This window comes from Psychrobacter sp. NPDC078409 (assembly GCF_050268505.1).
In the GTDB taxonomy this organism is placed as follows: domain Bacteria; phylum Pseudomonadota; class Gammaproteobacteria; order Pseudomonadales; family Moraxellaceae; genus Psychrobacter.
In genome coordinates this window covers 334,181-354,029 of the sequence record NZ_JBNNGW010000004.1, presented here as the reverse complement: position 1 = coordinate 354,029, position 19,849 = coordinate 334,181, and the positions used below count along the sequence as shown (strand labels likewise).

At 43.3% G+C, this 19,849-nt stretch carries 17 protein-coding genes; 13 read left to right on the top strand and 4 right to left on the bottom strand.

Annotated features, from left to right (window positions below; translation table 11 throughout):
• The first annotated feature begins 513 nt into the window (after positions 1-513).
• The 4 genes from ACQKC9_RS10285 to ACQKC9_RS10270 all read left to right on the top strand — a co-directional run bounded on the left by ACQKC9_RS10285 (position 514) and on the right by ACQKC9_RS10270 (position 4,895).
• Positions 514-726: a PspC domain-containing protein gene (locus ACQKC9_RS10285; RefSeq protein ID WP_057761485.1), complete on the top strand. Its 213-nt coding sequence runs from the start codon at positions 514-516 to the stop codon at positions 724-726.
• 475 nt (positions 727-1,201) lie between these two features.
• Complete coding sequence (glyQ, locus tag ACQKC9_RS10280) at positions 1,202-2,203, top strand: glycine--tRNA ligase subunit alpha (RefSeq protein WP_102092582.1); 1,002 nt, start codon at positions 1,202-1,204, stop codon at positions 2,201-2,203.
• 9 nt (positions 2,204-2,212) lie between these two features.
• A complete protein-coding gene (glyS, locus tag ACQKC9_RS10275; protein WP_427621694.1) occupies positions 2,213-4,306 on the top strand; it encodes a glycine--tRNA ligase subunit beta in 2,094 nt (697 codons plus the stop codon).
• A 298-nt stretch (positions 4,307-4,604) separates the two neighbouring features.
• Positions 4,605-4,895, top strand: a complete 291-nt coding sequence (locus tag ACQKC9_RS10270) for a hypothetical protein (protein ID WP_224737782.1) — start codon at positions 4,605-4,607, stop codon at positions 4,893-4,895.
• 77 nt (positions 4,896-4,972) lie between these two features.
• On the opposite strand, the gene ACQKC9_RS10265 is transcribed toward ACQKC9_RS10270, so the two are convergent.
• On the bottom strand, positions 4,973-5,428 hold the full coding sequence (locus ACQKC9_RS10265; RefSeq protein ID WP_427621693.1) for a cell division protein ZapA: 456 nt from the start codon (positions 5,426-5,428) through the stop codon (positions 4,973-4,975).
• Positions 5,429-5,536: 108 nt separating this feature from the next.
• Positions 5,537-5,977, bottom strand: a complete 441-nt coding sequence (locus ACQKC9_RS10260) for a hypothetical protein (RefSeq protein WP_057761479.1) — start codon at positions 5,975-5,977, stop codon at positions 5,537-5,539.
• Between the two features lie 212 nt (positions 5,978-6,189).
• On the opposite strand from ACQKC9_RS10260, the gene ACQKC9_RS10255 reads away from it, so the two are divergent.
• The 5 genes from ACQKC9_RS10255 (at position 6,190) to ACQKC9_RS10235 (ending at position 11,447) form a co-directional block, all read left to right on the top strand.
• Positions 6,190-6,843 (top strand): UPF0149 family protein, encoded by a 654-nt coding sequence (locus ACQKC9_RS10255; protein ID WP_427621692.1) that lies wholly within the window; start codon positions 6,190-6,192, stop codon positions 6,841-6,843.
• A 123-nt stretch (positions 6,844-6,966) separates the two neighbouring features.
• Positions 6,967-8,178 (top strand): acetylornithine deacetylase, encoded by a 1,212-nt coding sequence (gene argE / locus ACQKC9_RS10250; RefSeq protein ID WP_427621821.1) that lies wholly within the window; start codon positions 6,967-6,969, stop codon positions 8,176-8,178.
• 170 nt (positions 8,179-8,348) lie between these two features.
• Positions 8,349-9,074 carry a LysE family translocator gene (locus ACQKC9_RS10245; RefSeq protein WP_427621691.1) on the top strand — a complete coding sequence of 242 codons (726 nt, stop codon included), beginning with the start codon at positions 8,349-8,351 and terminating at the stop codon, positions 9,072-9,074.
• 789 nt (positions 9,075-9,863) lie between these two features.
• Positions 9,864-11,078 carry an RtcB family protein gene (locus ACQKC9_RS10240; protein ID WP_427621690.1) on the top strand — a complete coding sequence of 405 codons (1,215 nt, stop codon included), beginning with the start codon at positions 9,864-9,866 and terminating at the stop codon, positions 11,076-11,078.
• Positions 11,079-11,210: 132 nt separating this feature from the next.
• A complete protein-coding gene (locus ACQKC9_RS10235; protein WP_404693384.1) occupies positions 11,211-11,447 on the top strand; it encodes a hypothetical protein in 237 nt (78 codons plus the stop codon).
• Between the two features lie 114 nt (positions 11,448-11,561).
• Here the strand turns inward: ACQKC9_RS10235 and miaB are convergent, their stop codons facing one another.
• On the bottom strand, positions 11,562-13,055 hold the full coding sequence (miaB, locus tag ACQKC9_RS10230; protein WP_160022363.1) for a tRNA (N6-isopentenyl adenosine(37)-C2)-methylthiotransferase MiaB: 1,494 nt from the start codon (positions 13,053-13,055) through the stop codon (positions 11,562-11,564).
• Positions 13,056-13,402: 347 nt separating this feature from the next.
• Here miaB and ACQKC9_RS10225 point away from each other — a divergent pair, with 347 nt between their 5' ends.
• The 4 genes from ACQKC9_RS10225 to ACQKC9_RS10210 all read left to right on the top strand — a co-directional run bounded on the left by ACQKC9_RS10225 (position 13,403) and on the right by ACQKC9_RS10210 (position 18,604).
• Complete coding sequence (locus tag ACQKC9_RS10225; protein ID WP_427621688.1) at positions 13,403-15,535, top strand: transglycosylase SLT domain-containing protein; 2,133 nt, start codon at positions 13,403-13,405, stop codon at positions 15,533-15,535.
• 495 nt (positions 15,536-16,030) lie between these two features.
• Positions 16,031-16,711 carry a ribonuclease T2 gene (locus tag ACQKC9_RS10220; RefSeq protein ID WP_427621687.1) on the top strand — a complete coding sequence of 227 codons (681 nt, stop codon included), beginning with the start codon at positions 16,031-16,033 and terminating at the stop codon, positions 16,709-16,711.
• A 370-nt stretch (positions 16,712-17,081) separates the two neighbouring features.
• A complete protein-coding gene (locus ACQKC9_RS10215; RefSeq protein ID WP_179797575.1) occupies positions 17,082-18,071 on the top strand; it encodes a malate dehydrogenase in 990 nt (329 codons plus the stop codon).
• A gap of 293 nt (positions 18,072-18,364) precedes the next feature.
• Positions 18,365-18,604 (top strand): DUF2789 domain-containing protein, encoded by a 240-nt coding sequence (locus tag ACQKC9_RS10210; protein WP_057761462.1) that lies wholly within the window; start codon positions 18,365-18,367, stop codon positions 18,602-18,604.
• A gap of 81 nt (positions 18,605-18,685) precedes the next feature.
• Here the strand turns inward: ACQKC9_RS10210 and ribF are convergent, their stop codons facing one another.
• A complete protein-coding gene (ribF, locus tag ACQKC9_RS10205) occupies positions 18,686-19,753 on the bottom strand; it encodes a riboflavin biosynthesis protein RibF (RefSeq protein ID WP_427621686.1) in 1,068 nt (355 codons plus the stop codon).
• Positions 19,754-19,849: the final 96 nt, after the last annotated feature.

Sequence of the window (19,849 nt, the reverse complement as noted above, 5' to 3'; positions counted from 1 at the left end):
AATATGAGTTGCTTATCAGCATGGTATAAAGCTTTTGGATGATTTGCAGGTGGGTTATTGTAAAAATAGGGTATATCGCACGTACACGGAATCGCACGTTTTTTAATTGAGGATTTTTTAACTGAGCAAAGTTGGTTAGCTAAAAAGTTATCCGGACTATCAAAATTTTCATTCGATTTTAGCGTTATAAAGCTAGCTTATCTCTTTGATTAAATTAAAAATAACAAGATACGTGAAGCGAGATTGCAAGGTTGTAGCAACAAAGATCGTTTTGAAACATTTTGAAATAACTATTTAAAATCAGGGGCTTGCATGGTGCTATGACAGATTAGGGTAAGCTTGAGTAGCATAAACTCACAAAGTACTGCTATACCTTCAACAGATAAATCCTGAATTATTGATATACTGATTCGTAAGTTAGCAAAGCAAGATAATGTTTTAGCTAAATACGTAAGACAATCAGAAAAATAGAATAAAAAATAAACAAGAATAGAAAATAGAGAGGTATTTGATTTGGCTAAGTTAGCAAAATTACATCGCTCACCAAACAATCGCATGATAGCAGGTGTGATGGGTGGCATTGCAGAATATGCTGGTTGGTCGCCAACATGGGTGAGAGTATTATTTGTCATTATCTCATCGTTAAGCGCAGCAGTACCAGGCATTTTGATTTATATCATCCTATGGATAATCATGCCAAAAGCTAATAGTCAGTCTTATCAATAATAGGAGCCTGATAATTTTTTTCAAAATTAGCTTTTTTAGAATTAGGTTTTTTGAACCAGTTAAAGAGTCAAGTTTAAGTTAGACGTAGTTGCTAAAAACAGTAGACCTCCAAAAAATAAAAAGCCTGATTAATCAGGATGCCCAAGATACAATTTTCCTCCTGCCCGAATGCTAGCGCATTTGGGTATTTTTTTATTTATTGTATTAGTGCGACTTCCATGATGATTTGCCTAAAAATACGCTATACAACTGAGGTTTTGTGCCCACTATGCAAATTTAGTTGATGTAAATATGGATAAAATAGTCAATTTTTAGTAAGGTGAGCAGGCAGATAGAGTCGTTGCCGAATAGGTCGCGCGAGCGCTATCAGAGATTTATTTAATAATACTCATTTCACAGTGGCTTTACTATGAAAACCGAAACTATGACATCCCAAGCGATAACCCCGATGACACAAGATAAAGACTCTCAACCGATGACTTTTCAAGATTTAATCTTAACTTTGCAAAATTATTGGGCCGATAAAGGCTGCGTTGTATTGCAGCCCTACGACATGGAAGTCGGTGCAGGTACTTTTCATACCGCGACGTTTTTGCGCTCGTTAGGTCCTGAGCGCTGGAATGCGGCGTATGTACAGCCATCACGTCGTCCTACTGACGGGCGCTATGGTGATAACCCGAACCGCCTGCAGCATTATTATCAGTTCCAAGTCGTGCTAAAGCCAAATCCACCTAATATCCAAGAGCTGTATCTGGACTCACTACGAGCCATTGGTATTGATCCATTGGTGCATGATGTGCGCTTTGTAGAAGACAACTGGGAGTCGCCAACGCTTGGTGCGTGGGGACTTGGTTGGGAGATCTGGTTAAACGGTATGGAAGTCACGCAGTTCACCTATTTCCAACAAGTTGGCGGTATTGAATGTTTCCCAGTCACTGGCGAAATCACTTACGGGCTTGAGCGATTGGCCATGTACGTACAGGGCGTCGATAGCGTTTATGATTTGGTCTGGGCAGACGGTGAGTTTGGCCGTGTTACGTATGGCGATGTCTTTCATCAAAACGAAGTCGAGCAGTCTACCTACAACTTTGAGCACGCTGATGTGCCAATGATGGGTGAGATGTTTGACTTTTATGAGCAACAAGCCGACAAATTGGTCGATGCAGGATTGCCACTACCAGCTTATGAGATGGTACTAAAAGCATCTCATGCGTTTAACTTACTTGATGCACGCGGCGCTATTTCAGTGACTGAGCGTCAGCGTTTTATCCTACGTGTGCGTACGCTTGCTCGTAAGGTTGCTTTTGGTTATGTCGAAGCTCGTGCCAAATTGGGCTTTCCGTTGGCTGATGAAGAGCATCGCCAAGCCGCACTCGATAAGTATTTACCAAAAGAAGACGTGGCAGCAGACAGCTTAGCAGCAGACAACTCAGCAAAAGAAACTACTGACACGAACCAATCTACTAACGATAAATAGGAGCATCCCATGAGTACTATTCTATTTGAACTGGGGTGTGAAGAGCTACCTCCAAAGAGCCTAAAACCATTACGTGATGCGCTACAAGCCAGTGTCACTGAGCAATTGACGGCAGCAGATATCACCTTTGATAGTATCAAAGCCTTTGCTGCTCCGCGCCGTTTGGCCATTCAGATTCAAGGTATTAGCGATAAGCAGCCTGATCGTACTGAGCAAAAACGCGGACCAGCGATTAAAGCGGCGTTCGATGCAGAGGGTAACCCAACACGTGCGGCCATGGGCTTTGCCAAAGGCTTGGGTATTGAAGCCAGCGAGCTTACGACGATTAATACCGACAAAGGTGACTATGTCGGTTTTGAGCAGACTATCCGTGGTCAAGCGACCACTGAGTTACTGCCTGCAATTTTTCAAACCGCGCTAGATAATCTGCCGATTGCTAAGCGTATGCGCTCAGGTGCTAGCCGCAACGAGTTTGTGCGTCCAGTACAGTGGGCAGTATTAATGCAGGATGATACTGTCATCGATGCCACTATCCAAGGTCATCAGACTGGTACGCAAACGCGTGGTCATCGCTTCCACAGCCCTGACTACCATAACATTGCTCATGCCAATGATTACGAGCAATTGCTAGACGGTCTGAAAGTAGTAGCAGATTTTGATAAGCGTCAAATGCTGATCAAAAACCAAGTAAAAGCTTTAGCGGATGAGGTTAATTCCGATGCCATCGTACCGCAGGATTTGTTGGACGAAGTCACCGCATTGGTTGATTTCCCGATTGCGCTACGAGCAAGCTTTGAAGCGCGCTTTTTACAAGTACCGCAAGAGGCACTTATCTCGACCATGCAAGCGGATCAAAAATATTTCTGCTTAACCGATAAAACTGGCAAATTACAGCCTTACTTTATCTTTATTACCAATATTGAATCAAAAGATCCTAACCAGATTATCGAAGGTAATGAAAAAGTTGTGCGTCCACGTTTGGCTGATGCAGAGTTTTTCTTCTTGCAAGATCAAAAGCAGCCGTTGTTTGCGCTCACAGAAAGCCTAAAAAATCGCGTATTCCAAGATAAGTTGGGTACGATTTGGGAGAAGTCTGAGCGTATTGCTAAGCTTGCTGCGTTTATCGCCACGTTGATGCAGCAGCAAGGCCACGATATCAATGTCGATGAAACCGTACGTGCGGGTATTTTGTCTAAAGCAGATTTGGCCAGCTCGCTCGTCGGCGAATATCCTGAATTACAAGGTATCGCAGGTACTTATTATGCACGTTTGAATGATGAGCCAGAAGCGGTCGCTGCCAGTTTAGAAGAGCAGTACCTGCCCAAGTTTAGCGGTGATGTATTACCACAGACACCGATTGGCATCTGCTTAGCATTGGCTGATCGTTTAGATACGCTCGTTGGTATTTTTGCGATTGATCAAGCACCGACGGGTTCAAAGGATCCGTTTAGTTTACGTCGTTCTGCTATTGGTATCTTGCGTATTTTGATCGAAAAGCAGTTGCCGATTAATCTAGTTGCGCTCGTTGAGCAAGCGATTAAAGGCTATAGCGATGCTGAAGGAAGTAAGATTGCCAAAATGGGTGATACTTTTACCCAAGTCATGGCATTCCTAAACTCGCGCTATCGTGCGATGTATACAGAACAGGGCGTTAGCGTCGATACGATTCAAGCAGTGCAAGCGATTAACCCGCATATGCCGCTTGATTTTGATCAGCGTATCCGTGCAGTTCAAGCATTTAGCGAGCTGTCACAAGCGTCGATGTTGGCTGATTCAAACAAACGCGTTGCTAATATATTGGCCAAGTCAGAAGTAAGTGTGGCTGATACAGTCGATGAAGCGCTATTGTCTGAATCTGCTGAGCAAAACTTATATGCAAATGTGAAGCAAGCACAGACAGTGGTACAACCATTGCTTGAGCAAGCAGACTATACGCAAGTATTGCAAACGCTGGCTAGCTTAGATGAGCCGTTGACCCAGTTCTTTGATCAAGTAATGGTCAACAGTGAAGATGCTGCGCTTAAAAACAATCGCTTGGCATTGCTAAAGCAAGTTCGTGCCTTGTTCTTGACGGTAGCTGATATCAGTGAGCTACAGCTGTAACCCTGCTAAAACCTGATAGTTACTTTAACCTGATTGTTGTTTTAAATTGACGGTTACTTTTGATAAAAAACCTGGCTTATCGTGGCCAGGTTTTTTTGTTATACAATTGACGGATTTGTTGGTAGGTTTATCTAGTGGATATAACCAGTCAATTAGTGCAATCAGCAATTAAACGGTAAAAGCATTGTATTATCGCTATTATTGACGGTAAAATTTATGCTATCAAGACTTGTTAAATAATTTTATTTAGTAGATTTCATTATTTCTCACGTTTACCCGTCATCGAAGGAGCACTGCCGTGTTTGCTGTTATTATCGTCATCCTTATTATTTGGGCTTCAATGTGGGCTTTTTATAAGTTTATGTACCCGCGTGCACCTAAAAGCATGATGCCAAAAGAAGGGGATGTGACCACTCCGCGTCAGTGTAATTTCTGTGGCAACAGCTTGGCTGAATATCGCGGTGTACTTGAAACCAAACCAAGTACAGCTACCGATGGCAATGTTGAAGCGAACCAAGAGTTATTCTTTTGCAATTATGAACATCAGGCAGACTTTCATGCAGGCAAGACCTACACGCCTTATGCATAACTAGACAAATAATTGACCAAAAAAAGCGCCTAACTTTATTGGCTAGGCGCTTATGTGTTTAATACAGTACGATGCATCTACAGAATAGAATGAGCATCTTTCATGATTTTATTGAGCAATGCCTCGGACTGTTTGTCTTTCTGCAAGCGATCTTCATCACTTCTTTGATTGGCATGGATTTTTTCATACAAGTTTAAGCAGCACAGTACCAGTATGCTTTCTTGGCTAAGGCTTGGCGCATCTCTTTTTAGATCGAGCGCATAGTTGTTGATATACGAAACCGCTGACAGTAGCTCTTCTTGCTCATGTACTGGACAAAAGATTGGATAAGTAACCCCAGCAATCGCAATATCGACTTTCTTGATTTGTGGTTCTGGCGCTTTAGGTGTTTTGGTATTAGATTGTGCCATGGCGCTTGATATATTTGATGCTGCTGGTGCTGTTTTTTGCGCTGGCGCACTTGTTACTGGTGCACTTGGCGCTTGAGTATTTTTTGGTTGTTTTTCTATCGATTTGCTTTGGTCATCGGTCATGATAAATCCTACAATGTCTGGTCAGTGAAATGAGTGATATCAGATTTTACAAATAGCATTTGGCAGTTGAATAAACAGTACGTCTTTGCTATCTGCTACAAGAATGCGTTAGCCTTCTGCTTGATCGATACGAGTTAGGCGTTGTAATACGACTTGCGTACGCTCGGCTGCCAATTGGTTCTTCTTTTGTAGTTCACTGTTTTGTTGTTTGATATCGCTATACTGCTGCTTTAGCTCATTATTGTGTTGTTGCAGCTCGCTGTTTTGTTGTTGTAATTGGCTGATCTGTTTTTGCAGTTTGTCTTGTTCTTCACCGATCATATGGTGCGCTTCTGCAAGACTCTGATAGCGCTTGTCGAGATCGTTCAATTGTTTTTTGGCACCGTCACGTTCGTTATGACTGTTATCTAATTTGGTTTTTAGTGCGGCAAATTCTTTTGAATCAGTAACAGGGTGTTGTTTTAAGCTGCTAAGTTCAGCACTGACAAGCTGATACTGTTTTTTGATGTCGAGTACCATTTTTTCTAATATTCTAAGTTGATCATACATAGTCAGTTTTTATCCTTAACAAGTAAGCGTGAATGAATTTTGTTCGCTGCATTTAATAATGCCATAGGTGACCGCATAATATCTATATCAACAAAGTAATTACAAGCATCAGGCTTTGTCTTTTCACTTTTATTTTTCGATGATTTGTTCATGACATTTTATCGCGACTATTTTTATTTTATGAGCAGTAATCAATTACTAGGACATCTATTATGAATGATAATATCTCTGGCTGGAATACTTGGCTGACTGCGTTTGATGATTGGACTGACGTGTCTATCAGCGAAGTGCATGGCATGATGACAGGGCTTATGACGGCTTGTAATGCGCCGGACGAAGCAACTTGGGCTAAGGTGTTTGAGGAGCTTAGCTTTGCTCCATTACCGGAGCCTGCATTGACCTTGCTGACAGAAGAAGCGGAAGACATCGTGTTTCAGCTAAAAGACAAAGATGATGCCTACGCGTACATGCCGCTCATCCCGGATGATGAACATGATTTATACGAGCGCGTGATGGCTTTGAAACAGTGGGCAAACGGTTTTATGACCGGTTTTGGTATTACTGATTGTGGTTTGACCAGTGAAGAAAACGAGATGCTATCTGATTTGGCTAAGATTGGCGCAATTCGTCTCGAAGATGATGAAGATTTTGAAGGTGGCGAAGAGTCTTATCTTTATATCTATGAATTTGCTCGTATGGTACCAGTAAGCTTTGCCACACGTAAGCGTAAGGCTGTCAAAGGTATCGCGCTCATCGCAGGTTTGTCTATCGATGCCAAAACAACTAAAGAGCTACAGGCAGAAGGTAAGCTACCAAAACCAATGCCGCCAGTGGTTGATGTGATGAATCATAACAATCCATCGTAAGGCAGCTCTGACACATCATAGTTCTGAAAATTGTAGTAAGGATATTTTATGATCCAAAATAACAGTAGTAATAGCGACAATGTCAGTAATAGCGATAACGTTGATAGTAGCAGCGATGTTCAGATGAAAAGTGTCGAGCACCCTACTCAGAGCCTCGATTGGCTAACACGTCTCATCGCCTTTGATACGGTCAGTCGTCACTCTAATTTGGCCTTGATTAACGATGTAAAGTCATACTGTGAGCAGATGGGTTTGACGGTAGATTTGACCTTTAATGAAGCTAAAACCAAAGCTAACTTGTTTGTGACTGTACCAGCTGGTGAAAACGCTGATATTATCAATAACGGTCTGGTCTTATCAGGTCATACTGACGTTGTGCCAGTCGATGGACAAGCGTGGTCTTCAGAGCCATTTACCGCGACGATACGTGGTGATAAGCTATATGGTCGCGGTGCATGTGACATGAAGGGCTTTATCGCTTGTGCGCTCACGTTATTGCCGCAAGCCGTGCAGTTATCGAATAGCGGTCAGCTACGTCGTCCGTTGCATTTGGCATTGTCGTTCGATGAAGAGGTTGGTTGTTTGGGTGCGCCATTGATTTTGGCAGACCTAAAAGCACGCGGTATCACGCCTGATTATTGTATCGTTGGTGAGCCCACTAACATGGCTATGGTAGTTGCACATAAAGGCATCGCAGTTTATCGTTGCCGTGTACATGGCAAGTCGGCGCATTCGTCATTGATTGCACAAGGTGTCAATGCTATTAGCTACGCGAGCAGATTGGTTGGCTATGTAGATACGCTTGCTGAAGAGCTGAGCGCTCGTGATGATAACGATGCGTTATTTACAGTGCCTTATTCAACATTGTCAGTAGGTACCATACATGGTGGTACAGCGACTAATATCGTGCCCAATCTGTGCGAGTTCACCTTTGACTATCGTAACCTGCCGCACATGACACAAGACGATATACTAGCGCCCATTCAGGCAAAAGTCGCTGAGCTAAATGCCCAAATGCAAGCACGCGCGCCAGAGACTGGTATTGAGCTGATGCAAGAAGAAAGCGTCCCAGCAATGACAGATGACGATAGTGCTGAGTTGCAATCATTGATCGCTGCGCTGACAGGAGATGATGAGCGTCATAAAGTGGCTTACGCGACTGAAGGCGGTCAGTTTACCAATGCAGGTATCCCAACGATTATCTGTGGCCCTGGTAGTATTGAGCAGGCGCACAAAGCGGATGAGTATGTGGAGCTTAGCGAAATTGAACGCTGCGATGCGTTTTTAAAGAAATTGTTAGATAGCTGTACGACTCAGCCGTCCATGCAGTCATAATTATTCAGAAGAATGCGTGTCGTTCCTTTAAGAATTTTTGCGAGACTTTTTTGACATATAGGTATAAGTGACACCGTCTGAATGGCGGTGTTTATTTTTTAGTCGCATATTTAAGTCGTATAGCCGTTCGTATTAGAACCATTTACACATGACAAAGTAGGGGTGGGTTGATGTCTTGGCATCTGTTTGCAGTGTTTTTCGCAAGTACGTTTTTTATCTCAGCGACTCCTGGTCCTAATATGCTGCTGGCATTTCAGTATGGCATGAACTATGGCGTCAAACGAACCTTATGGACGCTGGCAGGTCTGAGCCTTGGTTTGTTTGCATTACTGCTATCGACACTGCTTGGCTTGGACGTAATTAGTCGCCAGTCACCGTGGCTACTGACCATTATCAAGGCTGTGGGTGCGGTATATTTAATCTATTTGGGTATCAGCTCTTGGCGCGATGCTGGTGACGGTAGCTTGATGAGTGATGCTAAAGAGTTGAGTGCCGAGGTAGCAGCAGACTATGCTGCCACTGATGGATTGCCTACACCACAGCCGCGTTCGCTCTCTAGTGCTGCTACTAAAATAGCGCCGAGCAACATGACCTTGTTTCGTACTGGTGTTTGGGTGTCATTATCTAATCCAAAAGCTATCTTGTTCTTTGCGGCCTTTTTCCCTAAATTTATCAATTTTAGTGCGCCACTATGGCCACAATATGTCCTATTGACCATCGGCTTGTTTTTGAGCGAAACGATTTGGCAAATCGTATATACGCTAGGTGGCAAGAAGCTAGCAAGCTGGCTCGATGTGGGTAATCGCTTAGCTTGGCTCAATCGTGGATGTGGGGTAATATTTATAATTATCGCTGCTGCTTTATTGGCTGAAGTGTTAAATAGTTTTATAGCTTAAAAAATACCGATAATATTTCAAATTAAAGTGATTAATTAAACACACGTTTATTAAATTATTTTCTATACAAGCCAAATTAATTATTGACTTTAATTTTTAAATCGTTATTATTGGCTCATTGATTTATATCGCTTATGTTTCATAAGCGATAAATCGTTTCAATTAACCTGCTATTGTCGTCCTGACATTAGCCACAACCTATGGAGGAATCATCGTGTCCTATATAACTACCAAGACGTTTTTAAAGATTGAATGTGTAAACCACATGACAGCAATGACACCTTCGAAAAGGTTTGGCTAAATTTTTATATAAGCTATTGAGTGATATCCCATCTATCGATATCAACGAATAGCCTTCTGTATCTACTTGCGCTATCTCTTTTCTAAGTCTACTGTGCCAAATTTGCTCTGCGATCGTGCTAAGCTATATTGCGCCTGCTGTTATCTGTTTGCCTAACATTTTTCTTTACCGTTATTGCTAATAAAGCGACTCAGGCTATGATTTAGCTAAAGCTTTTCTATGCGTATAATATTTACGCTGTGGCCGACGGTTCTGATCTATATTATATTTCTTTAAAATGTCCATAATAAATTAACTATGAATTTTTATTGATTTTTTTAATTAATAAGAATACGGTCTTTTATTGCCTAAATTTTATAATTTATTAATTTTATTTCTTATTAAACGTTTCGTTTAATTGAGACGGATAAGTAATGTCTAAAAATTATAAAAAATGGTAATTATAAAAATGTATGGTTATAAAGATAACAAAATGGAAATAACAAATTATGAGCATTCAATTAGTATTAAATGAAAATAGTAAACATGGCGTACCAGTCAAAATTTATACCTCGGATATTGAGCAAGGTGCGATGCAGCAGTTACGCAATTTAGCCCAGCTAGAGTTTGTGCATTCACACATTGCAGTGATGCCCGATGTGCACGTTGGCAAAGGCGCAACAGTCGGCAGCGTGATTCCGACCAAGTCCGCCATCATTCCTGCCGCAGTTGGGGTAGACATTGGCTGTGGTATGAACGCAGTACGTTTGTCCCTGACGGCAAGTGATCTGCCTGATAGCTTACGGTCGTTACGATCGATCGTTGAACAACAAGTGCCAGTCGGCTTCAATATGCATAAGCAAATCCAAGCCAAGAACTCAACGCTTGATCCACTAGGAAAACGCCTGAAACCGATTACTGATAAACACCCGGGTTTGCTTAAAATGCTCAAAGGTTTTGAGCGTACTTGGGCAAAGCAGTTGGGTACATTGGGCGGTGGTAATCACTTTATTGAGCTGTGCTTGGATGAAAACAATGATGTCTGGGTAATGCTGCATTCTGGCAGTCGCGGTATTGGTAACTGTATCGGTCGTTATTTCATCAACCTTGCCAAAAAAGAACGTCAATCGCGCTTTGGCCATGTGCCAGATCGAGATTTGTCTTACTTTGCCGAAGGGTCTGATAGCTTTGCCGATTATGTCGAAGCAGTGGGTTGGGCGCAGGACTACGCGTTAGAGAACCGCCGTGAGATGATGCGTCTCGTCATTAAGTCATTGCAGTCGCCACAAGCGGGGTTGCCACGGTTTCAGCTGACCAAAGAAGCCATCAATTGTCATCATAATTATGTCAATGAAGAGGTGCATTTCGGTGAGCAAGTCTATGTGACGCGTAAAGGCGCGATCAGTGCTTATGAAGGTGAGCTTGGTATTATTCCAGGCTCTATGGGCGCAAAGTCTTTTATCGTACGTGGTCTGGGCGAGGCGGAATCGTTTTGCTCATGTTCACATGGCGCAGGGCGACAGATGAGCCGTGGTAAAGCCATGCGAGCGTTCACCATCGACGAGCTAAAAGCGCAGACGGATGGCGTCGAATGTCGCAAAGATAAAGGCGTCATCGATGAAATACCCGGAGCGTATAAAGACATTGATGAAGTGATGGCCAATCAAGCTGACTTGGTTGAGGTGGTGCATACGCTGAAGCAAGTTATGTGTATTAAAGGCTAATACCAAGCCTGCAAATCCTCTTAGCGTTGTCAAACTTGCTTAATGTACTGGATGTACAATTTGCGCTCGTTTTCCTCGCTAAGGTGATTTTCGGCATTGGCATCTCAGGAAAATCAAAGAACAGGTAACAACATGAGCTTAAAACAAACGTTAAAAAAGGCCAAACAGATTGAACGACAGTTAGAACAGAAAGCTGAGACAGGCGTGCAACACTCGCTAGGTACTGTCAAACCACGTAATTATTTGGCTCTGGATCCACTGTTAAGAAAAGGTGGTATTCATGAGAAAGAAGATATCGACATCGTCCGAAAAAAACGTCGCCGCGAGACCAAGCAGCAGTTACGGAAGACAGATTGGCTATCGGAGTAGCAATCATTCATCTTAATCTTAAATTTAAACAACAAAAAAAGCCGTTCGCTATTATAGTGAACGGCTTTTTTATTCTTACTCAAACTTATAATTTAACCATTGTTACCTTAACCACTAGGCCAATACTTCGATTAGCTCACCTTTCACCATGTGCGGACTGACGAAATCAGTAATACGTACGCTCACAAGTTTACCCAACAGCTCATCCATTTTCTCAACATCATGAGGGAACATAACGGTACGAGTATTATCTGCCGTACCGATTAAGCAATCAGGATGACGGTTGGCGACTTGTTCAACCAAGACGCGAGTAGTGGTGCCGACCATTTCATGAGTTTTGGCAAGCGTTGAGTCAATGATGACTTTCTGGAATTCAGCCAAGCGAGCTTTCTTGGTGGTGAAGCTTACATCATCTGGCAACTCAGCGGCTGGCGTACCTGGTCGCTTAGAATAGATAAAGCTATAAGAGTGATCGAAGTTCAACTCTTTCGCCAAGTTTAAGGTATCTTGGAAGTCTTGATCGGTCTCACCTGGGAAGCCAATGATAAAGTCACTCGACAAGTGAATATCTGGACGAATGGCCTTTAGCTTATTAATCTGATTGATATAAACATCAATCGTATGGTTGCGCTTCATCGCTGCCAAGATAGCGTTTGAGCCACTCTGAACCGGTAAATGTAAGTGTGAAACCAGCTCTGGCAATTGTGCATAGGCATCAATGATGTCATCAGTGAACTCTAGCGGATGGCTGGTCGTATAGCGAATACGCTCGACACCGTCGACATGCGAGACATAATGCAATAGCTCAGCGAAACGGCAAATGCTGCCATCGTCTTTTTCGCCACGATAGCCGTTGACGTTTTGACCCAACAGGTTGATTTCACGGATACCTTGAGCGGCAAGGCTGTCAATCTCTGCCAATACGTCATCAAGTGGACGGGATAACTCTTCGCCGCGGGTATAAGGTACCACGCAGAATGAGCAATATTTTGAGCAGCCTTCCATGATAGAGACAAAGGCTTTATAGCCTTCTACTCTTGGCTCAGGCAAAAAGTCAAACTTCTCAATGCTAGGGAATGACACGTCAATTGTGCCGATACGATTCTTAGGTGCGATTTCACGCTGTTCGTTTGATTGATCGTATAGCTCTGGCAGGCGATGCAAGGTTTGTGGGCCAAATACCATATCGACATAAGGCGCGCGTTTTTGAATGTTATCGCCTTCTTGTGAGGCCACACAACCACCGACGCCAATGACGAGGTCAGGGCGTTTTTCTTTTAGTTTGCGCCAGCGGCCCAATTCTGAAAAGACTTTTTCTTGCGCTTTTTCTCGGATAGAGCAAGTGTTCATCAGTAGTACATCGGCCTCATCGATATCATGAGTCACTTCCATACCATGTGAGTCGCCTAACACGTCTAGCATTTTGCCAGAGTCATAGACATTCATCTGACAGCCTTGGGTGGTGACAAAGACCTTTTTTGTCGCTGCTTTTTCGACGGGTGCTTGGGCTGAACTTGCTTCTTTGAGTGCAGTGACAGCACGTGCGGTGACAGTCGTCTCAGCAACAGCATCGTCATCGATGCGGGGATTGAATACAGTAACACTCATAAGGATAAGTCCATGATTGACCAAAAATATAGCGAAGTAGCCGATTAACAGGTGGCGTATTTTATCACAACCCTGTGCCAATGTGAAAAATTAGCACAGGCGATGAGGTATCAATACGATAAATAATTCATAGCAGTATCAATTATTTACTGTCGTTCATATTACTATTCATAAAAACTGCGGCTCGCTATCACTTCTATGTTACACCGTGCTGTCCTATTTATTAACAAAAGGTAAAGGAGATAGTTGAAAGCACAATGAGTATAGTATGATGATTGCTATACCCTTGGCGGTACTTAGCGAACCGTTATTCACATATTTGTAGAGATATCATAAAGAGAGTCAGTATGACAAAGTTGCGTGTTGCGCATAGCATCAAGGATGAAGAGTCTATCAGTCAAAAACACGCGTCAAAGCGAATCACAGTAGGTACGCTACGGCTGAGCGCGTTGAGCGTGGCAACAGCGGTCAGTGCACTTGGCGTGTCACAGGTCGCTTGTGCCGAGTTGACGTGGGGCGATGAGGAAAGCTACCAACAAGAAAGTAACTATCAACAAGATTATCAGCAAGACAGCAGTATCGACTCATTTATGGCAGCCGCTATCGCCGCCGATCGCGGTGATGTAAGTGCGCTCTATAACTATGAGCAAGTCATGAGCGGCGGGTTGTTTGCGATGTATCCGACTTATTGGCGCATGAATCTAGACCTCAATTCACAGAGTTCAGCAGCTGTCTCGCAGTTTGTGCGTCAGTATCCAGATACGGTTATGGCTGAGAAATTGGTGGCTGATTTTGCGGAGACCAAAGCAGGATCGAATGATTATGCCTCGGTTAGACAGGTAGCCAATTTGATTACCAATGCGGATGCCAGTGAGCGCTGTGCCGTTGCGCTTGGGTTTAATAATGGCGGTGATACTATGCGTGCTATGGCAGCCAAATCTGATGTGTGGCTAACCACCAAAAAGCAACCAGCATTGTGTGATCAGCTAGCGATGGAGATGAACAACAACGCGTTGATTAGTAATCAAGATCGTGCGGCTCGTCTCAAGCGTATGCTACGTAAAGGCAAGACCGGCGATATTATGGCGTTGTCCTCACGCCTTGGTACGCCAATTGCTTATTCTGCGCTCAGTGAAATTCAGCTAAACCCGTCTTCTTTCTTTAGCCGTTTTGGTCGTGAGCCTGCAAGCCAAACCAATCAATACCTATATATGTACGCAATCGGCCGTATGGCTGACAAGTCTTATCGTGAGGCGGCGCTACAGTTAGACTTTGATATCAGACAAGACAATCAGCGCGCGGTCAAATTGTTGAATGACGAAACCCGACGCTATGCTTATCGTACGCTTGGCGTGCAGCGTATGAATCACAACACTGATGATGGTTTTAACGCTGAAGCAGTGGATTGGTTCCGCAACAGTTTGGACAATGACTTTAATTTTGAAGAAGCTGAAGATTACGCTATGGCAGCGATTCGCTTCAGTCGTTGGGATGATGTGGTAGAAGCCATCTCAAAAATGGATGGCGAAACCCAAAAAGAAGCCCAATGGCAGTATTGGCTGGCTCGTGCGTACGAGCAGTCAAGCGATAGTAGTAAGCGTAATACGTCCAAAAAAATGTATCAAAACTTATCAAAGAGTAATGACTACTATGGTTTGATGGCAAAAGATAAAATAGGGCAGCGTTTTGATGCTAGCCGCCTAGGCGGTAGTAACTTGCCGAATGTCAGTACCGCTGACCGCGCGCGCGTCATGCAAGATGCTAACTTTGCTCGTGCGTTTGCGTTATATAACTCTGAGGCTAGTCGTGCTTATGCCAACCGCGAGTGGAACTGGGCAGTGAAGCAAGCTCGTGACAATCGTGATGACAATTTGATTATTGCCGCTGCTCGTCAAGCCTATGATATGGGCTGGCTCGATCGAGCGATTTATGCCGTTGATAATACTGATAGAGTGGATAGCTTAGCACTTTCGCATCCGATGCCGCATCAAAGCGCAGTCGTACGTTATAGTGAGTCAGCGGGTATTGATCCAGCGTGGGCGTACGGTATCATGCGTCAAGAAAGCCGTTTTGTATCTTCTGCGCGCTCAAACGTAGGCGCGAGTGGACTGATGCAGGTCATGCCTGATACCGCGAAGTATATTGCTCGTAACCTAGGTGAGACGTATAGTGCAAGCCGTGCCAACAGTGGTGATACTAATATCCGCTATGGTACGTGGTATATGGGTGATATCTTGGGTAAACTCAATTATCAGCCAGTATTGGCAACTGCAGGCTATAACGCTGGTCCTAACAATGCCAAACGCTGGCAGCCAGTTTATGGTTCGCTCGCCGCAGATCAATATGTAGAGTCGATTGCATTTCCTGAGACACGTAACTATGTCAAACACGTAATGGAAAACGCCACTATTTATAGCAGTCTGTTGGGTCGTGGTCAGCCGATTACTCAGCGTATGGGTACGGTGCCAGCTGGATTTTAATCACTGAACTTGTATTTGATAAACCACTAATGATTTATTGTTAGTGGTTTATTTTTATCTGCTGATTTGCTTTGCTAATTGTCAATTGATCAACTCTGATTTGCCAAAGTAGCATTCATTTGGCTAAGGTAAATTTCACAGCCGTCATCCTTCAGTGCTTTATCAACATTTATCGATCTTCCTGACGATGTCGTCAACGTTTACGTTTTTGCTATAGATTAAAAAAAACGTTTTGTTACCATTGCCTTAATGGGAAACCCTATTTTTCAGTCTTGTTCTTAGGTCAATGCGTGTTTTATGTATCGCGTCTAATGATTTAAGTTATAGCCTATGTCTTATCATTGCTAACTAACTGCCCTCAGTCCTATGATCAAAAAATATTTTAGTCTGTCTACGTCGCCAAAGACCAAATATTCGTTATCTAATCGGATATGCTTTTTATCGAAGGCAAATACAAAGACAGATACTAACCTCAGCAATAAGGTCGCTAACTCTATGGTGCAATTGTGTGCAGGGTTGGATAGCAAACATAGCGTAGGTAGTATCAAAGCAACGATGAGCTTTGGCGCTTTACTGCTTATACAAGGTATTGTACTGCTACCAGCACAGGCGGCTAACACGGTTAAGACTGGTCAGCGCGTATTGATGATTGAGATGACCCCAGCATTATGTAATATGCAGCCAACGCGGGCACGTATGCGTCAGTGTTTAGAAGGGTATTCATTGACCGTATCTGGTCTGGATATGGGATATGGTGAGCGCTGCGGTCGCGGTAGTGAGCCACGTCTTACCCCGCTACAACTAAAAGTCGTTAACCGAATCATGCCTGACACAACGGTACGTAGCCAAACGTGGCAACGTTACGGGGCTTGTAGTCCGCTTAGCGCCAGCAGTTACTTCCGCCAGATTACTAACTATGCAGGTGGATTAAAATTACCGAATGAGCTAAATACTGGTAATAGTTATACCGTTTCCAAATCACGATTTATCAGTCAAATGACCCGCCTCAATAGTGGTATGTCTTCAAATAGTGTGGATCTTATCTGTCAAGAAGGCAGCCGTCGCCAATCGATACTCACTGATATACACGTATGTTATGAAGGTAGTGACTTTGGCACTTGTCATGACGTTGTAGACAGCTGTGGCAGTAAATTTATCATTTCAGGTGGACGATAACCTTTACCTAGTTATCTGCTTAAACCTATTTTTTGATACCGTTTTCCATTTCACTTAGCCGAATTTAATGGTGCAAATTGCCTATTTTGACCATTATATCTACGTATAGCATAGTGAAAATGTGCTTTAGTTATCATGTGCTAAAGCCCTCTAGCGCTTTATCCGTAAGCGCTTAGCCTCTATATAACTCCTCTCGTATAAAATGTAACAATATAATCCCTGACGGGTCTATGACTGTATCTAGACGGTCACTGCGATGAAGTGCTACACTAGCTCTCGGTTTATACATGCTGCTATGCGGCAAACAAGTCGATATCTAAAATGATAATCGTTCATTAGAATTATCTAATAATTAATTAGGGAGTATTCAATGTCAATGAAACAGCCTTTACGTGTTGCCGTCACTGGTGCCGCTGGTAATATCAGCTACGCGATGCTATTTCGTATTGCATCTGGCGAGATGCTAGGTAAAGATCAGCCAGTTATTTTGCAATTACTTGAAATTACGCCAGCTCTTGACGCCCTAAAGGGTGTGGTCATGGAACTAGAAGACTGTGCATTCCCATTGTTGGCTGGTATCGTCCAAACTGACGATGCTAATGTCGCATTCAAAGATATCGATTATGCTTTACTGGTTGGTGCACGTCCTCGTGGCCCAGGTATGGAGCGTAAAGATTTGCTAGAAGCCAACGCTGCGATTTTCTCAGCACAAGGTAAAGCATTGAACGAAGTCGCTAGTCGTGATGTAAAAGTATTGGTAGTCGGTAACCCTGCCAACACCAACGCACTTATCGCTCAGCGCAATGCACCAGATCTTGATCCACGCAACTTCACTGCAATGACTCGTCTAGACCACAACCGTGCTATGGCACAGTTGGCTGGCAAGACTGACAGCACTGTAAATGACGTGAAGAAAATGATCATCTGGGGCAACCATTCGTCAACTCAGTATCCAGATCTAACCGCTTGTACGGTAAACGGCAAGCCTGCGCTAGATTTAGTTGATCGTGAATGGTACGAAGCGACTTATATCCCAGAAGTACAACAGCGCGGTGCTGCGATTATTAAAGCTCGCGGTGCATCATCTGCGGCTTCTGCTGCCAACGCTGCTATCGCACACATGCGTACGTGGGCGCTAGGTACTGATGAAAACGATTGGGTATCTATGGGCGTTTACTCAAACGGCGAATACGGTATTGCTGAAGGTTTGATCTACTCATTCCCATGCACATGCACTAACGGCGACTGGTCTATCGTAGACGGCGTTGACGTATCATCAGATTTCTCTAAAGAGAAAATGGCTGCCACTGAGCAAGAGCTTAGCGAAGAGCGTGATGCAGTAGCACATTTACTACCGTAAATCTAAGCTGCTATCCAGTAAGCTATGATTTAAGTAGTAAAGATAAGTAGTACAAAAAAGCCCTCTTAAATGTGAGGGCTTTTTTATGTCTATAAGAAATAGGCAGATGAAATCAACTTAATCAATATTTTAAACTGATAAGAGCAATTTACCGTTAATACAATTGATAACGTTAGATAAACGTTGATTAACAGCTATTAAAATAAAGCTTGCTACAATGAATATGTCAATTTGAATAATAAGCACATTAAACAATAAGTACGATCCTATTCGTACCATTTAAGGAGAAATTTATGTTGGGTGAACCAGAATATAGTATGAATGAGTTATTTGCTCAGTTAGGTCTGGACAGCTCTGATGAAGCAATTGATAATTTTATTGCAGCAAACCAATTGGCTAGCGAAGAAAAACTGACAGAGGCTAGCATTTGGACGGATAATCAGCGTATGTTCCTGCAGGAAGAGTGGCAAAAAGATGCAGCATGGGTAGAAACCATTGATGAGCTAAATGTTCGTTTACATCCTGACGCATAGAAGTTTATAACGATATTATAAAAAACCCTGCGATAGTCTTAATATCGCAGGGTTTTTTTATGTCTGGACTAACACTAAACTTTAAATTTGCTTGTCGCGCCACTCAAGTAGATCTGCGACGTCTTGATGAATACCTGCTTTTAATGCTTCTATTCCATCATAGCGACGCTCACCATGCAAAAAGTGTAGGAAACGTACGTGTAAGTTCAGTCCGTATAAATCAGCTTGTAACTGCGGAAAGTGGACTTCTAGTCGCCAGTCATCACCTTTATCAACAGAAGGTCTTTTGCCAATATTAGCCGTGCCGAACAAACTATGCGGACGCAAACCGGCAACACCTGTATGACTATCGGTGGCAAGCGTAGTCAAGCCATTAGCGATCACATTACCATTTTCATCTAAGCTCACCACGTCGACTGCAAAAATACCATGCAGGGCAGGCTTTATACGTTGTAAATCGATATTTGCGGTAGGGAAGTCTATTGTTCGACCTATCTGATCGCCGCGCACAACCACTCCTGTAATTGCATAGTCACGACCAAGTAACCTGTTGGCTGCTTGAAGATCACCTGCCAATAGTAAGTCACGAACACGAGTAGAGCTGATACGGGCAGCGTCGTTATCGGTCGTATCAACACTGTCGCTATCAGTACTATTATCAGTGACCGTATGCAGGTTGGTCACATCCAAGCCATAACCACGCAAAAACTGACTGTCGCCAGTACGGTCATGGCCGAAGCGGAAGTCATCACCTAGCACCAATGCTTTGACGTTCAAACGCTTGGCTAATATATCGGCAAATGCTTGTGCTGATAGCGAGCGAAACTCTGTATCAAAACCTGCTACGATCAATGTCTCAACGCCATATTCTGCTAGCAGAGCTTGCTTCTCTGCCAGATTGGTCAAACGTGCAGGCGCTTTGGCAGGTGCAAAAAACTCACGTGGCTGCGGCTCAAATATCATGACCGCTGCACCCAAATCTTGGGTATGCGCAATTTCACGAACTTGGGCTAGCATGGCTTGGTGACCAAGATGCACACCGTCGAAATTGCCGATAGTGAGCACGCAAAATGCCAACTCTACTGGGACAGTGTCCGTAGATGAAGTGTGTGGCGACGAAATCAGTTGCTCAAGAAAATAGGTTTTCATAAGTTTTCAGCTATGATGAGACCAAATAAAAAACGAAAAAACACATCTATGCTTAAAATTGATGTGTCTAAAACCAGCCATTATAAAGTAAAATAG